The following is an 18,694-nucleotide window of genomic DNA, read 5'->3' on the forward strand; positions in this document are numbered from 1 at the left end:
GGATGCTCCTCGGGCCGATGGTCGGCATTGGACTGTCACTGGCTGACCTCGACCCGGACAATGTCCAGGCTCACCCTATCGAACGGGATACCGACCAACCCGTAGCGCAATTTCCCGGATGCGACATTGATGAGCAGCGCATCATGCAACCAGTGATGTTGGACGTGGTTGAACGGGTCCCCATCTGCGATGGCGACTGTCATCGAGTAAGTGCCATTCGGCAACATCGGCAGATGGAAAGTGAAGCTGGCTTCCAGCGTCGACCCCGCTTCGGCAGCAACCGGGGCGCCATGACCGTACGTGTTGTCGCCAAACAGAGATTGCCCCAGTTTGTCCTTGACGAAGAAGCCGATGATCGGGCTGGCTAGCGCAGCCTCGCACCGCGCCCGGATCCTGAGGTGCACTTTCTCCCCGCCACGCAAGACGCCGCAGGGGTTTCCCGAGGCATCGTGCATCTCGACCCGCTCGATGCGAGCGGCCCCCGATTCCCACCCATCCGAGTTCGCGATGTTGTCGAAGAACTCCAAATGGGTTTCATCTTCGCCTGCGCTAGGGGGCACGGGCGCCGGCTCCAGGTCCACCTCGCCCCTGGATTCCCTGATGGCGTGAAGCTTCAAGGAGTCGCCATACACCTCCTGCGCGGTGAACTCCAGGTACGCATTGCTCACTTCCTCGGCAGAACCCTTCATCCGGATCTGGCCCTGGTGCATCCAGATAGCGCGATCGCAGAGATTCAGCACGGAGGCCGCATCGTGGCTCACGAAGAGGATGGTCCCCTTCTTCTTGAACGCACGAAGGAATCGCATGCATTTCTGCGTGAACGCAGCGTCGCCCACAGCAAGCGCCTCGTCGATCACCAGAATTTCCGCGTCGACATGGGCAATGACGGCGAACGCGAGACGCACTACCATGCCACTCGAATACGTCTTCACGGGCTGATCCATGAAGTCGCCGATGTCCGCGAACAACTCGATGTCCTCGAACCGCTGGTCTATCTGCTCCCGGGTCAACCCCAACACACTGCCATTGAGATAGACGTTTTCCCGGCCAGTGAACTCGGGGTTGAAACCCGATCCGAGTTCAAGCAACGCGGCGACTCGACCATCAATGTCGACGTTACCCGCTGTCGGCGCCAAGGTTCCGCAGACGATCTGCAGCAGGGTGGACTTCCCCGAGCCGTTCCGGCCGATGATTCCCACCGTCTGCCCGCGAACCACTTCAAAGGAAACGCCACGCAGCGCCCAGAACTCATCGAAGTACTTGCGCTGCGGTCTACCCAGCGCTCGATGGGCATGCGGGAGCACCGCCTGCTTCAAGCGGTCATGCGGTTTCCCGTAGACCTGGTAGCACTTGAATACGGACTCGATCCGGATCGCGATGTCGGGCACTACGGCGTACCCCGATGACCGGAGATACGTCGGAGCTGAAAGGCACCCATCTCGTCAAATGACATCCGCAAACCCCCGGCGTAGCTTCTGGAAGAACCAGAACCCTGCCCATGCAATCAGCGCCCCCATCAAGAGGTGCTTGCCCAACCCGACCCATTCCGGCTGATGGCCCCACAGGAGCACGGCCCTGGATTGTTCGATTATGAAAGTGAGCGGGTTGAGGTAAATCCAGCTTTGATACTGCTCCGGTAGCGCCGACACCGGGTAGAAAACGGGCGCCAGGAACAACATCACCATCGTCAGGATCGCAGTGACCTGCCCGATATCCCGCACATACACGCCGAACCCGGCAAGCAACCACGTAAAGCCCAGCGTCGTCAGGACCAGAGGGGCCAACACGAGCGGGAACAGCAGAGCGGTCCATGGGATGGCGCCGTTGATCAACAGCTGTGCAACCAGTAGCACCGCCAGCGCGACCGCGGTGTGGAACAGGGCCGAAACCAGGGCCACCAGTGGCAATATCTCCAACGGAAACACCACCCGCTTCACATAGTTTCCGTGCGCCAGGATCAGCGTTGGCGCACGGTTCACGCACTCGGCAAACAACCCGTGCACGATAATTCCCACAAAGAGGATGATGGCGAACGTCTCGCGACCGCCCGTTTCCACTCCCCATCGCGCCTGGAACACGACCGAGAACACGAAGGTATAAACGGCCAGCATCAACAAGGGCGTAAAGAAGGACCAACCGAATCCGGCGATCGAACCTCGATATCTGCCGGACACGTCGCGCTTGGCCAACTGCTGGATCAGCTTCCTGTGCGTTGCGATACTTCGAGCGAGCGCGACCGGGGACCCGGATTTAGCTAGATGTGGATTCATTCGGAATGCGCGGCCTCGAGACCGCGTTCGACCGCGGACAGGATGTCTTCCACCGTCTCCACTCCCACGCTCAATCGCACCAAGCTGTCGGAGATTCCCAACGTCGCCCGCCGCTCTTCCGGCACGCTCGCATGGGTCATGATCGCTGGATGGTTCATCAAGCTCTCCACCCCACCTAGCGACTCGGCCAGCGTGAACAGTTCCGTCCGTTCACAGAAGCGTTTGGCAGCCTCGAAACCGCCCTTGAGCACGATCGACAGCATTCCGCCGAAACCATCCATCTGTCTTGCGGCGAGGGCATGGTGTGGGTGCGACTTGAGGCCCGGGTAGATCACCTTCTCGACCAATGGCTGCCCCTCCAGCCACTCGGCCAATGCCTGCGCGTTCTCGCAGTGGGCCTTCATCCGCAGGTGAAGGGTCTTCAGACCGCGCAGGGCCAAGAAGCTGTCGAACGGACCTTGCACCCCGCCCACGGCGTTCTGCAGGAAGCCCAGCTGCTCGGCCAATTCCGGGTTGTCACCCACCACGGCGATGCCTCCCACCATGTCCGAGTGTCCATTGAGGTACTTGGTGGCGGAGTGCATGACAATGTCGGCGCCGTGCTCGATCGGACGCTGCAAGATGGGCGAGGCAAAGGTGTTGTCGACCACCATGATCAAGCCATGCCTCTTGGCAATTCGGGAGACCGCAGCCAAATCGACGACCTTCAGCATCGGATTCGTTGGCGTTTCTACCCAGACCATGCGCGTCTTCTGGGTGATTGCGCCTTCCAGCGCGGCCAAGTCAGTCAGGTCGATGAAGCTGAAATCGAGCCCGGCGCTACGCCGACGGACTCGCTCGAAAAGGCGAAAGCTGCCCCCGTAGAGGTCATCCATCGCCACGACGTGGTCGCCGCTGTCGAGCAATTCCAACACGGTGGCGGTCGCGGCCATGCCCGAGGCGAAGGCGAACCCGCGACTGGCGCCCTCCAGCGCGGCCACGCACCGTTCATAGGCGAAGCGCGTGGGATTGTGGCTACGGGAGTACTCAAAGCCCTGGTGCTCGCCCGGGCTGGACTGGGCGTAGGTGGAGGTGGCGTAGATGGGCACCATCACGGCGCCGGTGCTCGGGTCGGGCGACTGGCCACCATGGATCGCCTGGGTGCCAAGTCCGTGGTGCCGCGCACCGGCCCGGGCGCCCTCGTCGTGTTTCGTCATACCCGGATTGCTCCCGCTGGGGTGTCGCGAAAATGGCCTGCGATTCTACCACCCGCGGCGCGGCGCCCCGCCCGGATTCAAGCCTTGTCGTTCCCCGCCAGGCCCTCCATTCGGCGAGGCCGCCCGGTGACCGTGCCCCGGTGTGTGCGCCTCCGTGCGGATGCCGTGTCAATTCCCCAGCAGGGACGATATGGCTTGGAGCCTGCCGGCGGGCCCGCTGGACAGGTAGGCTCTTCTGGCAGCCCCAGGGGCGAAGCTCGGGGCCCAGGGAGGCGCCGCTCGTTGCAGAGCGAGTTCCCACCGCACAGGAGAGGGGTTGATCGCCTGTCTGCGACGCCTTGGCGAAACACGAGTGGCCGGCCCCGCCAGCCAGCCGCAGGTGGGTAGAGAGGGGCTTGCCGCCGTCGGCACACCGGGCACCGAATCCCTTCGATATGGGCATCCTTGCCCAGCGATCACCCCACGTGAGGGCGAGCATGGAAAGTCGGGAAGACCGAGAAACTTGAGCTAACTAGCCCCGCCTCTCCCCGCGACCCTCCGCTGCGCCGGCCTGCGGTGGCTGCGCGCGCGTCTGCCCGCCACACGGGGTAACACCAAGGGCTCTCCCACCGGGACGGGTGTGGGGATCCTGCGCCCGCCGCGCAGCCGCGCGAAGATGGCCACGGCCCGTGCACGCCGCGAAGTGAGCCAGTAGTACCCGAGGGTGAGCGCGATGAAACCGCCGACAAGATGGGTTTCTGTGCCCACGTCGGTCTTGAGGACCAGGGCCGCAGCGAGTCCGAGGGCGAGGGACAACGCCGCAAGCCCCAGCGCGATCTGGTTGGGCGTGAAGCCAGCATCGAGCAGCAGGTGATGCATGTGGTCGCGGTCGCCATGGAACGGGGAGCGTCCGAGCTTGATGCGTCGGACGATGAGCACCAGGCAGTCAATGACGGGTGGAGCCAGCAACCAGGGCGCGAGGGCCGGGGAAACAGGATGCGCAGCATTCTGCGTGAGGCGAAACGCCAACCAGGCGATCGTGAAGCCGAGGAAAGTACTGCCCGCGTTGCTCAGGAAAACGCGTGCCCGCCGCTGCCAGGGGAAGCGCAAGTTGAAGGCGAGGAACGCGACGATCGCGGCCAACATTGGCACCAGGAGGCCGAACAGGAGATCGTTGCCGGCATACAGGGCCGCCATGCCGAGCATCACCAGGGCTGCGAGGCACAAGGATCCCGCCAGCCCATCGGCACCGTCGGCCATGTTGACCGCATTGATGATGCCGACGGTCGCAAACACCGTCAAAGGGACCGACCACACGCCGAGGACCACCGGAGTGTCCGAGAAGAGCAGGCCGACGTATTCAACTCGAACCCCGCCCCAATAAACCATGATCAGCGCGGCCACGACGTGCGACAGGATGCGCCACCACCATCGCAGGTCAACGACATCGTCCACCAGGCCCACGACGATCAAGATCAGCGCGCTCACCGCAAATGGCAACAGCGACATCTGGTTGCCGCCCAGGACCAACAGGGTCGCCAGCACCGCCGCGGCAATGCATACCCCACCGATACTGGGGGTAGGGAGGGCATGATCCTTCCGGCCCTGGGGATGGTCCAGGAGGCCGTATCGGTGCGCGACAGGCTGAAGCAGCCACAGGAGGAGGCCTGCGACACTTGCGCTCACGGCGAACCCGATTGAATACTCGCCCATTCAACACCCTTCAATCGTAGTCCGGACCGCTTACAGTCTCGCGACCACGCCGTCAGGGCGTCGTGAACGGGGTCCCGTCCACCCTGGCCCTCCAGGTGGGAGACCGAAGCACCGAGCCCCCCAGCCTATGGCCTCGAGGCCGCTTCACGGACCTGGGCCGCAATCCACCGGTAGGTTTCGGCAAGCCCCTCGACCAGGGGACGATCGGGCGCCCACCCCAGCTTCTCGGCGATCAGGGCATTGTCGGAGTTGCGCCCGCGGACCCCGGTCGGACCGTCGACGTGGCGGATTCGCAACTGCTTCCCGGCGATTTCCATGATCATCGCCGCGAACTGATTGATGCTGACCATCTCGTCGGAACCGATATTGACCGGTCCGGTGAAATCGGAGCGCATCAGGCGCAGGCTGCCCTCTACGCATTCGTCGATATACAGGAACGACCTGGTCTGCTTGCCGTCTCCCCACATTTCGATCTCGCCGCCGTCCGGGGCCATGGCGATCTTGCGGCACAGTGCGGCGGGAGCCTTCTCGCGACCGTCGTTCCAGGATCCTTCAGGACCGAAGATATTATGGTAGCGCGCGATCCGCACCGTAAAACCGTAATTTCGCGCGTACGCAAAGTAGAGCCGCTCGCTGAACAGCTTCTCCCAGCCATACTCACTGTCGGGGGCCGCGGGATACGCCGACTCTTCGCTACAGCGCGGATTATCAGGGTCGAGTTGGTTGTACTCCGGATACATGCAGGCCGAAGAGGAATAGAAGATCCGGCCCACGCGTTCGTTGCGCATGCACTCGAGCACGTTGAGGTTGATCTGCGCCGAGTTGTGCATGATGGCAGCGTCATGCTCGCCGGTGAAGACGAATCCGGCACCACCCATGTCTGCCGCCAGCTGGTAGACCTCGTCGAACCCACCTTCCAGTGCGTGCCGGACACAGGCCGGATCGCGCAGGTCGCCAACCACGAAGTCGTCGGCCGGCGAAGGCGAATAGGGTGGCCGCTTGAGGTCCACGCTACGCACCCACATGCCTTCATGCTTGAGCCGGCGCACGAGGTGGCTGCCGATGAAGCCGCCCCCACCCAGTACTAATGCTCTCTTCGTCATTGTTCAATCTCTGTCGCGGGAATGTTGCCGATGCGCGCGCCCGGCCGGCCACACTGCAACAAATCAGCCAGGGCGCTCGCCAGACCGGCCGAATCTCCGGTCGAGACCCGCCTGTAACACTCTGGCCGTAGTCGATCGCGGCATAGCGCGTGGACGTCTGAATCCGCGCTTCCCACAAACAGCACCGGGCGGCCAGAGGCGATGCATCCATACACTTTCGAAGGCATCACGTAGCCAACGAAGCGGTCGTCCAGGGTGATGAGGTGGATATCGGCCGCGCATAGTACCCCAGCCAATTGGGCCAAGGGAACCGTCGGAGTGTGGGCGAAAGGCAAGCCTAGGCGCTCTAGCGCCGAGACGATGGCCGGCACGCGTTTCCCGGTGGCGTTCAGCCAAAGGCCCACCTCCCCCGGCCGGGCTTGCGTGAACAGGCGGTATCCCTCGATGAAGGTTTCGTGGTCATGCGCCTCGCCCCAGTTCCCCGAATAGAGCAGGGTCTTATGCCCGGCGAGCGCCGGCGGCGTGGGCGCGGGAGTGGCCAATGGATCGATGGCAACCGGCGCATCGTCGCGCAGCAGCTCCATCCGCTCGGGCGCCACGCCACAGTCGAGCAGGCGTCGCCTTTGATCGTCGCCGAGCACCTCGATGACATCCACCCGCCTGCGCCACGCGTTCGTCACACCGCCCAGTAGCCGGAGCCACCAGCTTTTCCGGCGACGGGCCGCGATAAGGCACTCGGGATGGAAGTCCGTGATCCGGTACCGTGTGCGCACGCCGAGCACTGATGCAACCGGCATCACGAAGTGGAGGAGATAGGCGGGCGATCCGGTAAAACGGATCTCATCGCAGTGGAGGAGTTCCCGCCTGGCGCCCCACAGCAGGGCCAGGTTGGCGGAAAGCGTCCACAGCGCCCGCCGGAGCAAGCTGGCGCGATCCATCGTGCGTTGCCTGATGCGGATCGTGTGCAGACGGCCGGCCCCCATGGGTTCGAGGGTGCGGCTGCTGGCGGTCGACGAGAAACCGACGAGTACGACGTGCGCGCCCTCTTGCGCCAGCCGCTGCGCGAAACCTGTCGCGTATTGACCCACCGCACCGAAGTCCGGTGGCAGCCAGTCGCACAACATGAGGATGCGGGTCGAGGTCACATGCCCTGCCTCCACCGGGGGGTTGGGGTTACCGGTCATCGACGGTTCCGAGCTCTTTGGCATTGAGGTCGATGAAATACTGGTAGATCCCCAGCATCACCGCATAGTGAAAGCCTGCACGACCATCCAGGAAGCCGAGCCGAAGCACGTAGGCATGCAGGAAGCGCAACCAAGGCCGCGCAGGCAAGCGGTTCGCAAAATGTTTAATGGCACGCCTGCGCGCCAAGGGATCGCGGTCGACGAGGGCCCGGAGCGACATGGTCGATTCCCGGGAAGTGATGTTCTGCAACGCCTCTTGCCGTGCATAGCGGAGATGCCGGGCAAACCAGTCATTGAACCCCTTGGAGAAATTGTAGTGGTCCAACGGATGCGTCAATGTTCCGACCTTGGCCAACGGTTGCACCTCACGCTGTCCGTGCCCATGGTCGACGAAGCGCAGCCTGTCCGTGCGTCCAAAACGGACTTGGTAGGAGGGATACATCCCGGCATGGCGCAACCAGCTGCCCATCAGCATCAGGCGCGACGGCACCCGATAGACTTCAAACGGCGAGCTATCTTCGCGCGCTATCTCCACCATCTCCTCGCGCAATCCAGGGGTGACGACTTCATCGGCATCCAGGTGCAAGGTCCAGCGGTGGCGCAGCCCCCCCGACTCCATGGCGTGGTTGCGCTGGCCGGCGAAGCTGTCGAAATCCCGGGTGATGACGCGCGCCCCCGCCTTGCGCGCCACTTCGGCGGTGTCGTCCCGACTACCGGAATCCATGACGACAATGTCGTCGCACCAGGCGACGCTCGGCAGGCAACGCCGAAGATTCTCACTTTCGTCCAGGGTGAGGATCACCACGGAAATCATGTATCTGCCTCGCGCAGGACTCGGGTCTTGATTGCCCTTGCGGGATTACCCGCGACCACGGTCCAGGCAGGGACGGGGCGAACCGTGACGGCACGCGCCGCAACGACCGCACCGTTGCCCACGCTCATGCCCGGGCCGACGAAAGCCTCCGTGCAGATCCAGGCATCGTCGCCAATGACTATGCCCATTCGTAGCAACGGAAGCGCCGCGTTCTCGTAATCGTGCGTGCCGGCACACAGATGAGCCAGATGCGAAACCGTCGCACGCTCACCGATGGTCACCGGCCCCAGATTGTAGATCCAGGCGCACTCCCCGATGCTGGCCTGCGCGCCCATCGCCAAGTTCCAGGGAATGGTGATCCTGGCCGAAGGGTCGATGCGCGCATCCCGTCCGATGCGGGCACCGAAGGCGCGCAGCAGCATTCGCCGCCAACCATGGCAGGGTTTTGGACTGAGGCGAAACAGTGGGCGGACGATGGCCCAGGCCAGGCGTCCGGCGTACTCGGCCTTGGTGTATGGGCGGTTCGCGCGCGCGCGGGCGATGTCGAGTTTCATGGGGAGGTGGCGTGTGCCATGAAATAGTGAGCTGTGCAAAGGTTCATCGCGAAACCCCCAGCCCGTCGCATTTCATCCTCGCCCAGACCGTGGATAGTATCTCGTCCAGCCCGGTCCATTCCGGTTCCCAATCCAGCACGCGCCTAGCGAGCGCCCCGTCGCCGATGAGCGCCGCCGGGTCTCCTGCCCGCCGAGGGGCGACACGGTAGCGTATGTCTTGGCCGGTCACGCGCCGCGCCGAGGCGATTGCCTGCAGTATGGAGTAGCCCTGGCCATTGCCGAGGTTGTACGCCTCCGCTCCGTCGACCTGCCCGGCGAGCAGGCGCCGCCCTGCCAGAAGGTGTGCGCGACACAAGTCGCTGACATGCACGTAATCGCGGATGCACGTACCGTCCGGGGTCGGAAAGTCGTCACCGAACACCACCAGCGCAGTCTCTTCTGGATCACCCCCTGCCTGAAGTCGCGCCGCTTCCCGCAGGATCAAGGGCAGCAGGTGGGTCTCGGGCTCGTGGCGCTCCGTGGCCCGTCCGTCGGGGTCGCAACCCGCGGCGTTGAAGTAGCGAAGGCTGATGCTTTCCAGGCCATACGCTACGGCGTAATCGCGCAATGCCTGCTCGGCCGACAACTTGGTCCAGCCATAAGGATTCACCGGCACTTGCGGGTGGGCTTCGTCCATCGGCAAGGCCACGGGCGCACCGTAAGTCGCGCACGTGGACGAGAACACCATTCTCCGTAGTCCCGCCTCCAGCATTCCGCGCAACAGGCACAGCGTGCCCGCGACATTGTTCTCGTAATACGGACGCGGATCGGAGACTGATTCGCCGACGTAGGCAAGCGCAGCAAAATGCATCACCAGATCAAAGCGCTCGATGGAGAGGCAGCGGCGGACGTCGGCCTCGGACCTTATATCAGCCTCCAGAAGGGTAAACCCGGCCACGGCGTCGGCGTGCCCGCGCGACAGGTTGTCGAGCACTGTCACTCGCATGCCGGCGTCCGCGAGCGCATGGCACATGTGGGAGCCGATGTACCCGGCGCCACCAACTACAAGGACTGAAAGAGTCATGCCTGGGCCCTGTGCGAATGGCTGCCGGTTATACCTGCGTACAGCGAGCAGAGGCCATCGATCATCGCATCCGGAGAGTAACGCTCTCGCGCGAGGGCGCGGGCGGCCTGGCTTGCCCGAGCACGGTAGTCGTCATCGGCAACCAGCTCGCAGATGGCGGAGGCCACTGCTTCCGCTTCCGGGGCGACCGCGATACCAGCGGCCGCGGCCTGGATTTCGTCGGCAACCGCGACTCCGCGTCCCAGTACACACGGCAGCCCTGCGCTGAGCGCCTCGACCGCCGCGATACCGAAGTTCTCGGAAAAGCTGGGTAGGACGAACACGTCCGCGGACCCAAACGCGCTGGCCTTCAGGTGCCCTTCCACATGACCGGCCCAGACGACTGCCGGGGCGACTTGGAGTTGTTCCGCCGTGAGCCGAACCTCAGCGAGATACGCACGGTCCCCGTCTCCGCAGATACTCAGCCTGGCTTGCGGGTAACGCGCGAGGACCAGTGCGAACGCCCGCAGCAAGACATCAAGGTTTTTCTTTCGATCAATCCTTGATACGAACAGCAGGTGGGGGAATCCAGCCTTTCCAAAACGCGCCTCGTATGCACCCGACCTTTCTTTCTTCAACGGCGATATGCCCAATGGAATCACTCGGCTACGCAAGGTGAAACCCAATGTTTCGGCCTCTTCCTGCTCCTGCCGGGAAGTGAAGTGGACGGCGGCGGCCCGTGTGAGCAACGGACCCTCGACCATGCGAATGGAAAGCGCCTTGAAGGCGCTCCGGCGATGCTGCATTCCATAGTGGTTGAGCACGCCCAGTGGTCGGATGATGCAGGGCACGCCTCTGTTTGCGGCGATCGCCGCGGCCACCACGGGCGCGAACGAGAATAGCGAATGCACGTGAACGGCATCGAACCCCGCCAGGGATCGCCAAAGCCAGCGTGCGAATGGCAGCGACGCCTTGTACAACGAGGTCTGGCGCGGGAAGTAGATCCGCTCGGCTCCATTGCACGGCACCAGGCGACCGAGCGGGACATCCATGCGGCCGGCGGGCCCGTCATCATCCGTGGTTGCGGTCACGACGTGGACGCCGCGGGCCGACAATCCTTGCTCGATCTGCGCCATGGCTCTGGCGGGACCGCCGCTGGAAAGGGAGACTGACGGAATGACATGCAATACGCGCAAGCCGGCCGAGGGGCAAGATTGCGATCGGCGAGGGAGCGCCGCATCTGAAGGGGGGTCGCCGTCCCCGCGGAAGGGAATGGTCAACGAGGCTTCCTGCACTCGAAACCCAGTGCATTCTCCCAGCGTTCGGCTGATTCGACGGCACGGAACGCTGGGTCGCTGGAATCGTTGAAAGTGGCAGCACGGATGTCGATGAAACCCGCCTCGTTGAGTCGGTACGCGAGTGAGGGAAAGTCCCACATCCATAGATGTCGGCTGTTGCCGTACGCGGTACGCACCATTGCCAACAGGCCTCGGGGGCGCTCTTCCCATCCCATCAACGTGGAGCGCATGAATTCGGTCGCCGGCTCGTGGTCACGACTGGACAGATAGGCCTGCACCTCCTGCGCCAGATCGGGAAGCACCCCCCGGAAAACGCCACCCGGCTTGAGCACCCGCAGGACTTCCCTGAGTGCAAGCAGACAATCCGACAAAGCCAAGTGTTCCAGGACGTGCGAGCAGTAAACGAGATCCACGCTGCCATCGCTGAGGCGCAGCCCGCGCACGACATCCCCGTAGACGACGCGGCGACTGAATTGCGGATGCAACCACGGCCGCAGCAGGGGCCCGGCAATGGGCAAGCGCTGCAGTCGAAGCGTCGGAGACGCATCGACATTGAGCCACCCCTCAGGACCGTCCAATCCCGCCCCGAATTGCAGGTTCATTCCATCTCCCCAGTTTCCGATGCCGTGCTGCAGGACGTCACAGCCGTGCAGCGCGCCAGCGCTCGAAAGTCATCAGGCTCCATTTCTGGTACCACTCCTCGGCAACCACGGGGAGGCCCTTGCCAACTTCGCGGAAACCCGCCCCGAAATCCTGCTCAAGCCACTTGCGCACCGGGAAACTGAACCCGCGCTTCGGGGCATTCAGCACTTCCGCTGGCAGTTCCGGAACCGCCTGCCGGAGCAGGCCCTTGCCCGGCTGCAGCCGCAAGGCGGCCGGCACGGTTGCCATTGTATCGAACAGTGTCCGATCCACTAGGGGCAGACGCAGTTCCAGACCATGCGACATGCTCATGACATCACTGTCACGCAGCAACTGGTTGCGCATGTACCGTGTCAGCTCGAGCTGACTGATGGCTTGGGCTCCAGTGCCCTGCACCGCCGTTTCCTGCGGCCAGCCACCGCGGAGGACATCGTTCGTGTCCATGCCACAGTAGTGCGCCGCCAGCTGCACCGCTTCCGGCAGGGAAAAAATGCCGCGATAGGCACGATAGGAGGCTGCGAGCGTACCGCCGGCGACCACTGCATCCACGGCGCGGCGCCAGCGGGGAGGAAGCCGCCGCAATTTGGCGAGGTGACGCATCGTCGCGCCCGCCATCGGTATCCCCGATATCAGTCGCGTGGCCGCGTGCAGGCGCGGCACCCGCTGGAAACTGGGATAGCCCCCGAAGAGTTCATCGCCGCCCAGGCCAGACAAGACCACCTTGAACCCGTTGTCGTGAGCGAATCGAGACACCGTCCAGGTATTGAAGCCATCGACCGAGGGAACGTCCATGGCATCCAGGAACTCCGGAAAACTCTCCCTGGCAGCCCTCGCGTCGAGCTTGTGGACGTGGTGGTGCGCCCCGAACCGCTTCGCCGTCCTTGCCGCGACCGCGGACTCGTCGGCAGCGGCATCGTCAACGGCGATCGAGAACGCCGCCAGCTGATCGGCAAGGCCGAGCCGGGCAGACAACGCCAGCAGTGCCGTTGAGTCGATGCCCCCGCTCAGGAAGAGACCCACCGGAACATCACTCACGAAGTGAGCCCGCACCGAGTCCTCCAGGGCGTTGCTGGCGAGCTGGACCGCATCCAGATGCCCCATCGGGGCAGGTGGCGGAAACACCGGTTCCCAGAATCGTTGGGTGTGGCAACCCTCCTCGCTCCATGCCAACACCTGTCCCGGCGGCAGCATTTCCACTCCCTGGATCAGCGTGCCAGGTTCCGGCACTGAGCCGGTTGCGAAGAATCCCGCGACACTTGCCGGATCCAGAACGATCGGTACTCCTGCCTCCAAGACCACCCGCAGTTCCGACCCGAACACCAAGCCGCCTCGTGTCGCTGCATAGTAGAGAGGCTTGATGCCGAAGCCGTCGCGCGCCAGCCAGCCGCGGCTTTCCTCGGTATCCCAGATGGCGAGGGCGAACATGCCACGGAGGCGCGACAGGGCCGCGGTCCCCCATTGCCGGAACGCGTGCAGTATCACCTCGGTATCGGTGCCCGTGTGGAAGCTGACTCCAAGCGCCTCCAGTTCTACCCGCAATTCCTGGAAGTTGTAGACCTCCCCGTTGTAGCTGATCACGTACCGGCCGTCGCCGGTGGCCATGGGCTGCGCGCCGGCTGGACGTGGATCCAGGATCGCAAGCCGGACGTGTGCGAGTCCCGCGCACTGACGGGGGTCGATCCATGTCCCCTGCCCATCCGGGCCCCGGTGCAACATGACACGTTGCATTGCATCAAGGAGATGTTGCCCGGCATCCCGATCGCGGCGGCCGAAGTAGCCCCCGATACCGCACATCAGTGCACTCCTGCGCGGGCAAGCGCCTGATCGATACGCTCCTGGAAGGCAGCAGGCCCATGCCTGTCCAGGCATGCCTCGCGCAAGCGCAAGGGTTCGAACCAGAAATCCTCGCCCCTCCCCTCGAGCAGGGACTGCAGTCCCGAGGCGACCGCATCGTCATCACGCGGATCCACCAACGCACCGAGTCTTCCGTCGTCGAGTGCGTCCAGGGTTCCGTCGAGATTTCCACCCAGGACGGGCGTGCCGGATGCCATCGCTTCGAGGAACACGATCCCGAACCCCTCGCCCAGACTCGGCATTGCGTACACATCGGCCGTCGCGTAGTAGCCGGGGAGATCGGAACCGTCGACGAACCCGGCGAAGTGCACGCGATCCTCGATCTTCAGTTGACGTGCCAACTCGCGCAACCTCACTTCATCCTCACCGCGGCCTGCAATCACGTAATGCACGGCGCCCATCGCCGCGTTCAAGCGGGGCAACGCACGCAAGACTGCATCGCAACCCTTGTAACCTTCCGCTGGATCCAGCCGCGCTACGGTCAAGACGACCCGCGCTCCTGCCGGGACCGCCAGGCCCGATCTAAGCGAATCGCTTGTTGTTCCCGGGTGAAACCTCCCGGGGTCGACGGTATTGCCAAGGATCTCGATACGGTCGGGATGGACACCCAGCGCCCGTGCGCGATCACGGGTCCACCGCGACACCACCCACACGGCGCTGGCCCGACGCAAGGCCATGCGCCGCAGAACCGACATTCCCGGATCGACTTCGACGCCGTGCCCCACCACGGCATAGGGGATGCCGAACAGGATCCTCGCCACAAGGGCGACGGGTCCGTAATTCAGGTGGGTGCAGATCACCAGTTCCGGCCGTTGCGCGCCGGCAAGCCGCAGAAGCAGCCAGGCATACGCAAGCTTGCGCAGTGGCAACGACCAACGACCCGCTCCGTGCAGGGGTTGCCCAAGCAGGCTTCCCCCCACGTCATCGCGCCCGCACAACGTGATGGGGCGAGCCTTGAGCAACAGGACCTGGACCAAGGCTTTGCCGAATGCGGCGATCCCGCCGCCGAAACCCGTGAACCCAGGAGACCACACCTGGAGTCCTCCGCGAGCTGGAGGGGGCGCCGACATGATCACGCCTGATGGGGGACGCGCGCTGGCGCGAGCCAGCGCAGCACGCGCCGTCCCAACAACCACTGGAAGGCCAACAGGACCCCCAGCCCGAGCACGAGTGCACTCACCATCTTGAGGTTGGATTGCTCCAGCACCGATGCACCCAGGCCGATCAGCACCGTGGCGCTGGCGTATCCCAATAAGGGGTATCGGGTGCCGCGTACGACGACGCGGTAGGCCAACCCAAGCAGGATGCCCCACAGCAACAATGGTGCCAGCATTCCCGGGGCACCGAAGTCGATGTAGCTCTCGGCCACGTACCCGAGACTGATGGATGCCCCCTCCTCTGCCCCTGCTACAGGCTGTCCCGTGTAATAGGAGGTCCGTTCCGAGTCGTCGATCACTGCCTTGTCCGGGAACAAAAGGCGGGGCATGAAGGGTCTCGCCAGGGCCTCTGCCCAGAGCCGTCCGTTCTCGTGCTCGATGTGATGGGGCACAGTTTCGATCACCTGGCCCAGGTACGAGACATAGGTGATGCGTTCCACCAAGGTCAGTACTGCATCGCCGTAGCGTTCTGGTGACATGTCTCCTATCAGGTCGCCCAGCTTGGCCACCCGCTCCGAGACGGGAGCGAGCACCACCTGCTGTCCCGTCCCCTGGTTCAGGAATGCGCGGTAGTCGCTTTTGATGGCGGTCCACGTCAAGCCAAGAAACAGCACCGCCGCTGCGAGCGCCGCGACCGTCTTCAAGCGCATGTCGCGCAAGGATGAACTCGATGTCAATGCCGCCAGCATCATCACGATAACCACAGTCTTGAAGTCGCTGAAGAACCCCAGGAAGCCCACCACAACCTCGATCGCGAACACCACCGCCAGCATTCCGAACCCTTGTCGACGGTTGAGCACGCAGAACGTGAACAGGTAAACCATCACCCATCGCAACAGACTCAGGGCCAGGATGGGCTGGATCAAACCCGGCACCACATAGGCAACCCTGGTGAGCAAGGTGGACCCCGCGATCGCCAGCAAGCAGGCCACGAACAGGCGGCGCAGGGAAAGTTGCCCTGCAATGGACGAGACCGAAGCCTGGGCGACCGGCGCATACCGCGGACCCATGCCCATACGAGCCCCGATCGCAATCGCGAACACGCCGGCCAATGTCAGCCAGGTCGCTGCTTCCAGCCGGCTGTCGTAGGAAAGGTCCGCGAGGCGCTGTCCGATGACATTGGCGTAAAAGACGAGGATGGACGCCTGCAGCCAGTGGTACCCCATTGCATACAGGAGCACTGGCGGCTCCCCGGGCCGCCAAAGCATCAGTACCAGCGCCGGCGCCAGCACCAGCGAGGCCAGTGTGAGCCCGGGATTGGCCGTGAAAGCGGACACCAGCGCGCACAGCACGGCGATCACGACGATACCCAGACCCGTCCGCCGGTCGATCTGCATCACCTTCGGCTCCCGGACGACGACGCAGCGGATACGGCGCTGGACATGGCCTCCAACAAGGCACGCCCCGCGACTGCATACGAATAGTCCTCCTGCACGCGGCTCCGTGCCGCCGCACCCATGCGGCGCCGCTCGGCCGAGCCGCACTCAACCACCGACCGCAAGGTCCGCGTCAGGGCCTCTCGGTCGCCCGCGGGAAAAACCCAGCCGGTCTGCCCTGGTTCCACGAGGTCGGCCGCACAACCAACATGGGTGCTGACCACGCAGGGAACCCCCATGTTCATCGCTTCGTTCACCACCAGGCCCCAAGTCTCGCCATTGCCATGGGATGGCAGCACGAGCACATCGGCCGCCGCATAGACCATCGGCATCCGGCTCTGGTTCTGGAACGGAGCCAGGATCACGTCCGTCCCCAGGCGGTCGCCCGCGCATGCGCGCAGCTGGCCCTCCAGCGCGCCGGCGCCGACCATGAGCAGCACTGCCCCCGAAGACTCCATGCCCGGCTCGTCCCGGAGGGCGAGAAACGCATGCAAAAGGTCGAGCGGACGCTTCTTCTCCTCGAACTTCCCTGCAAAGAGGATCACGAGGGCGTCCGCGCGGATGCCGAGCTCTGCGCGCCAAGCCGTGGCCTGCTCCGCAGCATCGCCCGTGGCGGCAGCGAAACGGTCGTTGTCCACGCAATGCGGGACCATGTGGATCCGTGAGGGGGGCATCCCGGCATCGAGGAAATACTGGCGGTTGGCGGTCCCGACAGCCAGTGCGGCGGCGGCCCTTCGGAACAGGAACCTGCGGGCGAGCCTTGCCAGACGTTGGCGAAGGTGGCTCGGTCGCGCGATGTCGTGTGAATCCCCGCGCAGGAGGACCGGAATGGACCGCGGCAGCGAGGACATGAGCAGGCGCAGATGGGTGCGGTAAGCGTAACCGAAAAGCAGGATCGCATCGGGAGGGTCATCGGCCAGCAGATCCAGCAGCTGGGGGTTGTCCAACCCCGAAAACGCGTCCGTTCCCGGGTAAGCGCTGCGGTTTGGGACCATTACCCACGAATAGCCTTCCAGTAACGGAACGTCCCAGACCAGGGAGTGGCCGAAATCAGGGTCAAAGCGGTTCTGAACTCCGAAATCCCAAAGGTAGTAGACCTTCAGTTCGACTGCGCCCTCTTGCGCCAGGTACTTGAACCACGGGGCGTAGTACTGGGTCGGATGGGAAATCACTACCGCGAGTCGGGGCTTGCCGGGCGAACGCTTGCTCATCGTCGCGCATCTTCCAGGCAGAGTCGGAGAAAACCCGTGAATTCCGCCGCACACGCCACATCCGTAAAGGGGTGGAATGCGTCCTGGTCGAGGGGTACCCGGCGGGCATCGTCGGCCTTGTCGAACCACTGCCGGCCAATGCGGGTGGCCAGGGTGGCCACGCTATCCCCGTCGTCGAAGGGTACGCAGACTCCGCCGCCGGCCCGGCGGAACAGCTCCACCACCGTGCTGCGCCGATGGAAGATCGCCAACAGCGGCTTGCCGGCCAGCAGGTAGGGGTAGATCTTTGAGGCGGTATAAGCGGGATCATCGGACCCCGGCACCATCAGGGCATCGGCATTGCGAAGGCACCACAGGGTTGTCCCATAGCCGATACGGTCTGTCTGTTCGGAAACGACATCACCGACCCCCCGCTCCTGCGCCAGGGGCTCGAAGGTCTTGCGGCCGCTTCCCGAGCGCGCGTATGACGTGCCGATGAAATGCATCCGCACGTCGGTGTCGCGTCCTGCCGCCCGTGCCTGGGCGAGAGCCTCGAAAAGCGCCGAGGCGGCCAGCGCCATGTCCTCCCCTCCTCGTCCCACATAGACCCAATGGCGGCCGCCGCCGGCCGGGTCGAAAGGCAGGGGGCCAGCGGGCGTCTCGGGTAGCCGGTCGAAGTCGCGCGAGGCACCCGGGAACCCCTGCACGAGGACGCGCGGCAGGGTGGCCTTTGGATATCGGGTTGCGAGTTGCCGGGGATAGTCCGGCGACACCGAGGTCAATCCGCTGCAATCACGCAGCACCCTGGGCTCCATCCACCGATGGATGCGGCGGATGACCGCATACTTCAAGCGGCCACCTGGAGGTGCATTCTCCGGCCTGAGGGCGTAGTAGTCACTCACCCAGGCATCCTGGTAATCCATCACGTATGGCACGCCGAACAGGCGCTTCCAGAGCGGTCCGAGGATGTGGGTTTCAAACACCGTCGTCGAAAAATAGACCAGGTCGAAGTGCCCGGTGCGCAACAGCCGGTTGCCCGCTCGCGCCAGGGGTGGGATCGCGCGAAAGCCGAGCGTGCCGAGCCCCGGCAGCCTGCTCCACGGTTTTCCCGGGACAGGCACGCGATGCACGACGACTTCCGGAGGCAATCCCTCCTGCAACCATGGATCAAGGGGAGACTCGACCGCGCCAGGGTCCACGGAGAGGACTTCGACCTGGCATCCATTTTCCTGCAAGTACGGTAGCAACATCCGTACCCGTTGCATGTCGGCACTACTGACCGGCGGGAAGTGGGGCGAGACGATCAGGATACGGAGCATGGG

Annotated in this window: 16 protein-coding genes; all 16 read right to left on the bottom strand. The window is 64.0% G+C overall.

Annotated features, from left to right (window positions below):
• Nucleotides 1-35: 35 nt before the first annotated feature.
• Nucleotides 36-1,388, bottom strand: a complete 1,353-nt coding sequence (locus ABD970_RS00790) for an ABC transporter ATP-binding protein (RefSeq protein ID WP_345293596.1) — start codon at nucleotides 1,386-1,388, stop codon at nucleotides 36-38.
• A 54-nt stretch (nucleotides 1,389-1,442) separates the two neighbouring features.
• Nucleotides 1,443-2,189, bottom strand: a complete 747-nt coding sequence (locus ABD970_RS00795) for an ABC transporter permease (protein WP_345293597.1) — start codon at nucleotides 2,187-2,189, stop codon at nucleotides 1,443-1,445.
• 77 nt (nucleotides 2,190-2,266) lie between these two features.
• Nucleotides 2,267-3,466, bottom strand: a complete 1,200-nt coding sequence (locus ABD970_RS00800; protein WP_345293598.1) for a cystathionine gamma-synthase — start codon at nucleotides 3,464-3,466, stop codon at nucleotides 2,267-2,269.
• A gap of 507 nt (nucleotides 3,467-3,973) precedes the next feature.
• Nucleotides 3,974-5,158 (bottom strand): MraY family glycosyltransferase, encoded by a 1,185-nt coding sequence (locus tag ABD970_RS00805; RefSeq protein WP_345293599.1) that lies wholly within the window; start codon nucleotides 5,156-5,158, stop codon nucleotides 3,974-3,976.
• Between the two features lie 125 nt (nucleotides 5,159-5,283).
• Entirely contained in the window at nucleotides 5,284-6,261 is a 978-nt protein-coding gene (locus tag ABD970_RS00810; RefSeq protein WP_345293600.1) for an NAD-dependent epimerase/dehydratase family protein, read from the bottom strand.
• Nucleotides 6,258-7,445, bottom strand: a complete 1,188-nt coding sequence (locus tag ABD970_RS00815) for a glycosyltransferase family protein (protein WP_345293601.1) — start codon at nucleotides 7,443-7,445, stop codon at nucleotides 6,258-6,260. The genes ABD970_RS00810 and ABD970_RS00815 overlap by 4 nt, the downstream gene beginning before the upstream one ends.
• The gene (locus ABD970_RS00820) at nucleotides 7,435-8,247 is read right to left on the bottom strand and encodes a glycosyltransferase family 2 protein (protein WP_345293602.1); all 813 of its coding nucleotides are present in this window, start codon (nucleotides 8,245-8,247) and stop codon (nucleotides 7,435-7,437) included. The genes ABD970_RS00815 and ABD970_RS00820 overlap by 11 nt, the downstream gene beginning before the upstream one ends.
• Before the next feature lie 8 nt (nucleotides 8,248-8,255).
• A complete protein-coding gene (locus tag ABD970_RS00825) occupies nucleotides 8,256-8,813 on the bottom strand; it encodes an LbetaH domain-containing protein (RefSeq protein WP_345293603.1) in 558 nt (185 codons plus the stop codon).
• Between the two features lie 43 nt (nucleotides 8,814-8,856).
• Complete coding sequence (galE, locus tag ABD970_RS00830) at nucleotides 8,857-9,876, bottom strand: UDP-glucose 4-epimerase GalE (protein ID WP_345293604.1); 1,020 nt, start codon at nucleotides 9,874-9,876, stop codon at nucleotides 8,857-8,859.
• Nucleotides 9,873-11,150: a glycosyltransferase gene (locus ABD970_RS00835; RefSeq protein WP_345293605.1), complete on the bottom strand. Its 1,278-nt coding sequence runs from the start codon at nucleotides 11,148-11,150 to the stop codon at nucleotides 9,873-9,875. The genes galE and ABD970_RS00835 overlap by 4 nt, the downstream gene beginning before the upstream one ends.
• Nucleotides 11,132-11,755: a class I SAM-dependent methyltransferase gene (locus ABD970_RS00840; RefSeq protein WP_345293606.1), complete on the bottom strand. Its 624-nt coding sequence runs from the start codon at nucleotides 11,753-11,755 to the stop codon at nucleotides 11,132-11,134. Before ABD970_RS00840 ends, ABD970_RS00835 begins: the two co-directional genes overlap by 19 nt.
• A 37-nt stretch (nucleotides 11,756-11,792) precedes the next feature.
• Entirely contained in the window at nucleotides 11,793-13,664 is a 1,872-nt protein-coding gene (asnB, locus tag ABD970_RS00845) for an asparagine synthase (glutamine-hydrolyzing) (protein ID WP_345293607.1), read from the bottom strand.
• Nucleotides 13,589-14,719 carry a glycosyltransferase gene (locus ABD970_RS00850; protein ID WP_345293608.1) on the bottom strand — a complete coding sequence of 377 codons (1,131 nt, stop codon included), beginning with the start codon at nucleotides 14,717-14,719 and terminating at the stop codon, nucleotides 13,589-13,591. The genes asnB and ABD970_RS00850 overlap by 76 nt, the downstream gene beginning before the upstream one ends.
• Nucleotides 14,720-14,721: 2 nt before the next feature.
• Nucleotides 14,722-16,146 (bottom strand): hypothetical protein, encoded by a 1,425-nt coding sequence (locus tag ABD970_RS00855; protein ID WP_345293609.1) that lies wholly within the window; start codon nucleotides 16,144-16,146, stop codon nucleotides 14,722-14,724.
• Nucleotides 16,143-17,393, bottom strand: a complete 1,251-nt coding sequence (locus tag ABD970_RS00860) for a glycosyltransferase family 4 protein (RefSeq protein WP_345293610.1) — start codon at nucleotides 17,391-17,393, stop codon at nucleotides 16,143-16,145. The genes ABD970_RS00855 and ABD970_RS00860 overlap by 4 nt, the downstream gene beginning before the upstream one ends.
• Nucleotides 17,390-18,691, bottom strand: coding sequence for a glycosyltransferase (locus ABD970_RS00865; protein WP_345293611.1), 1,302 nt, complete (start codon nucleotides 18,689-18,691; stop codon nucleotides 17,390-17,392). Before ABD970_RS00865 ends, ABD970_RS00860 begins: the two co-directional genes overlap by 4 nt.
• Between the last annotated feature and the right edge of the window lie 3 nt (nucleotides 18,692-18,694).

This window comes from Luteimonas vadosa, assembly GCF_039543545.1.
In the GTDB taxonomy this organism is placed as follows: Bacteria; Pseudomonadota; Gammaproteobacteria; order Xanthomonadales; family Xanthomonadaceae; genus Luteimonas; species Luteimonas vadosa.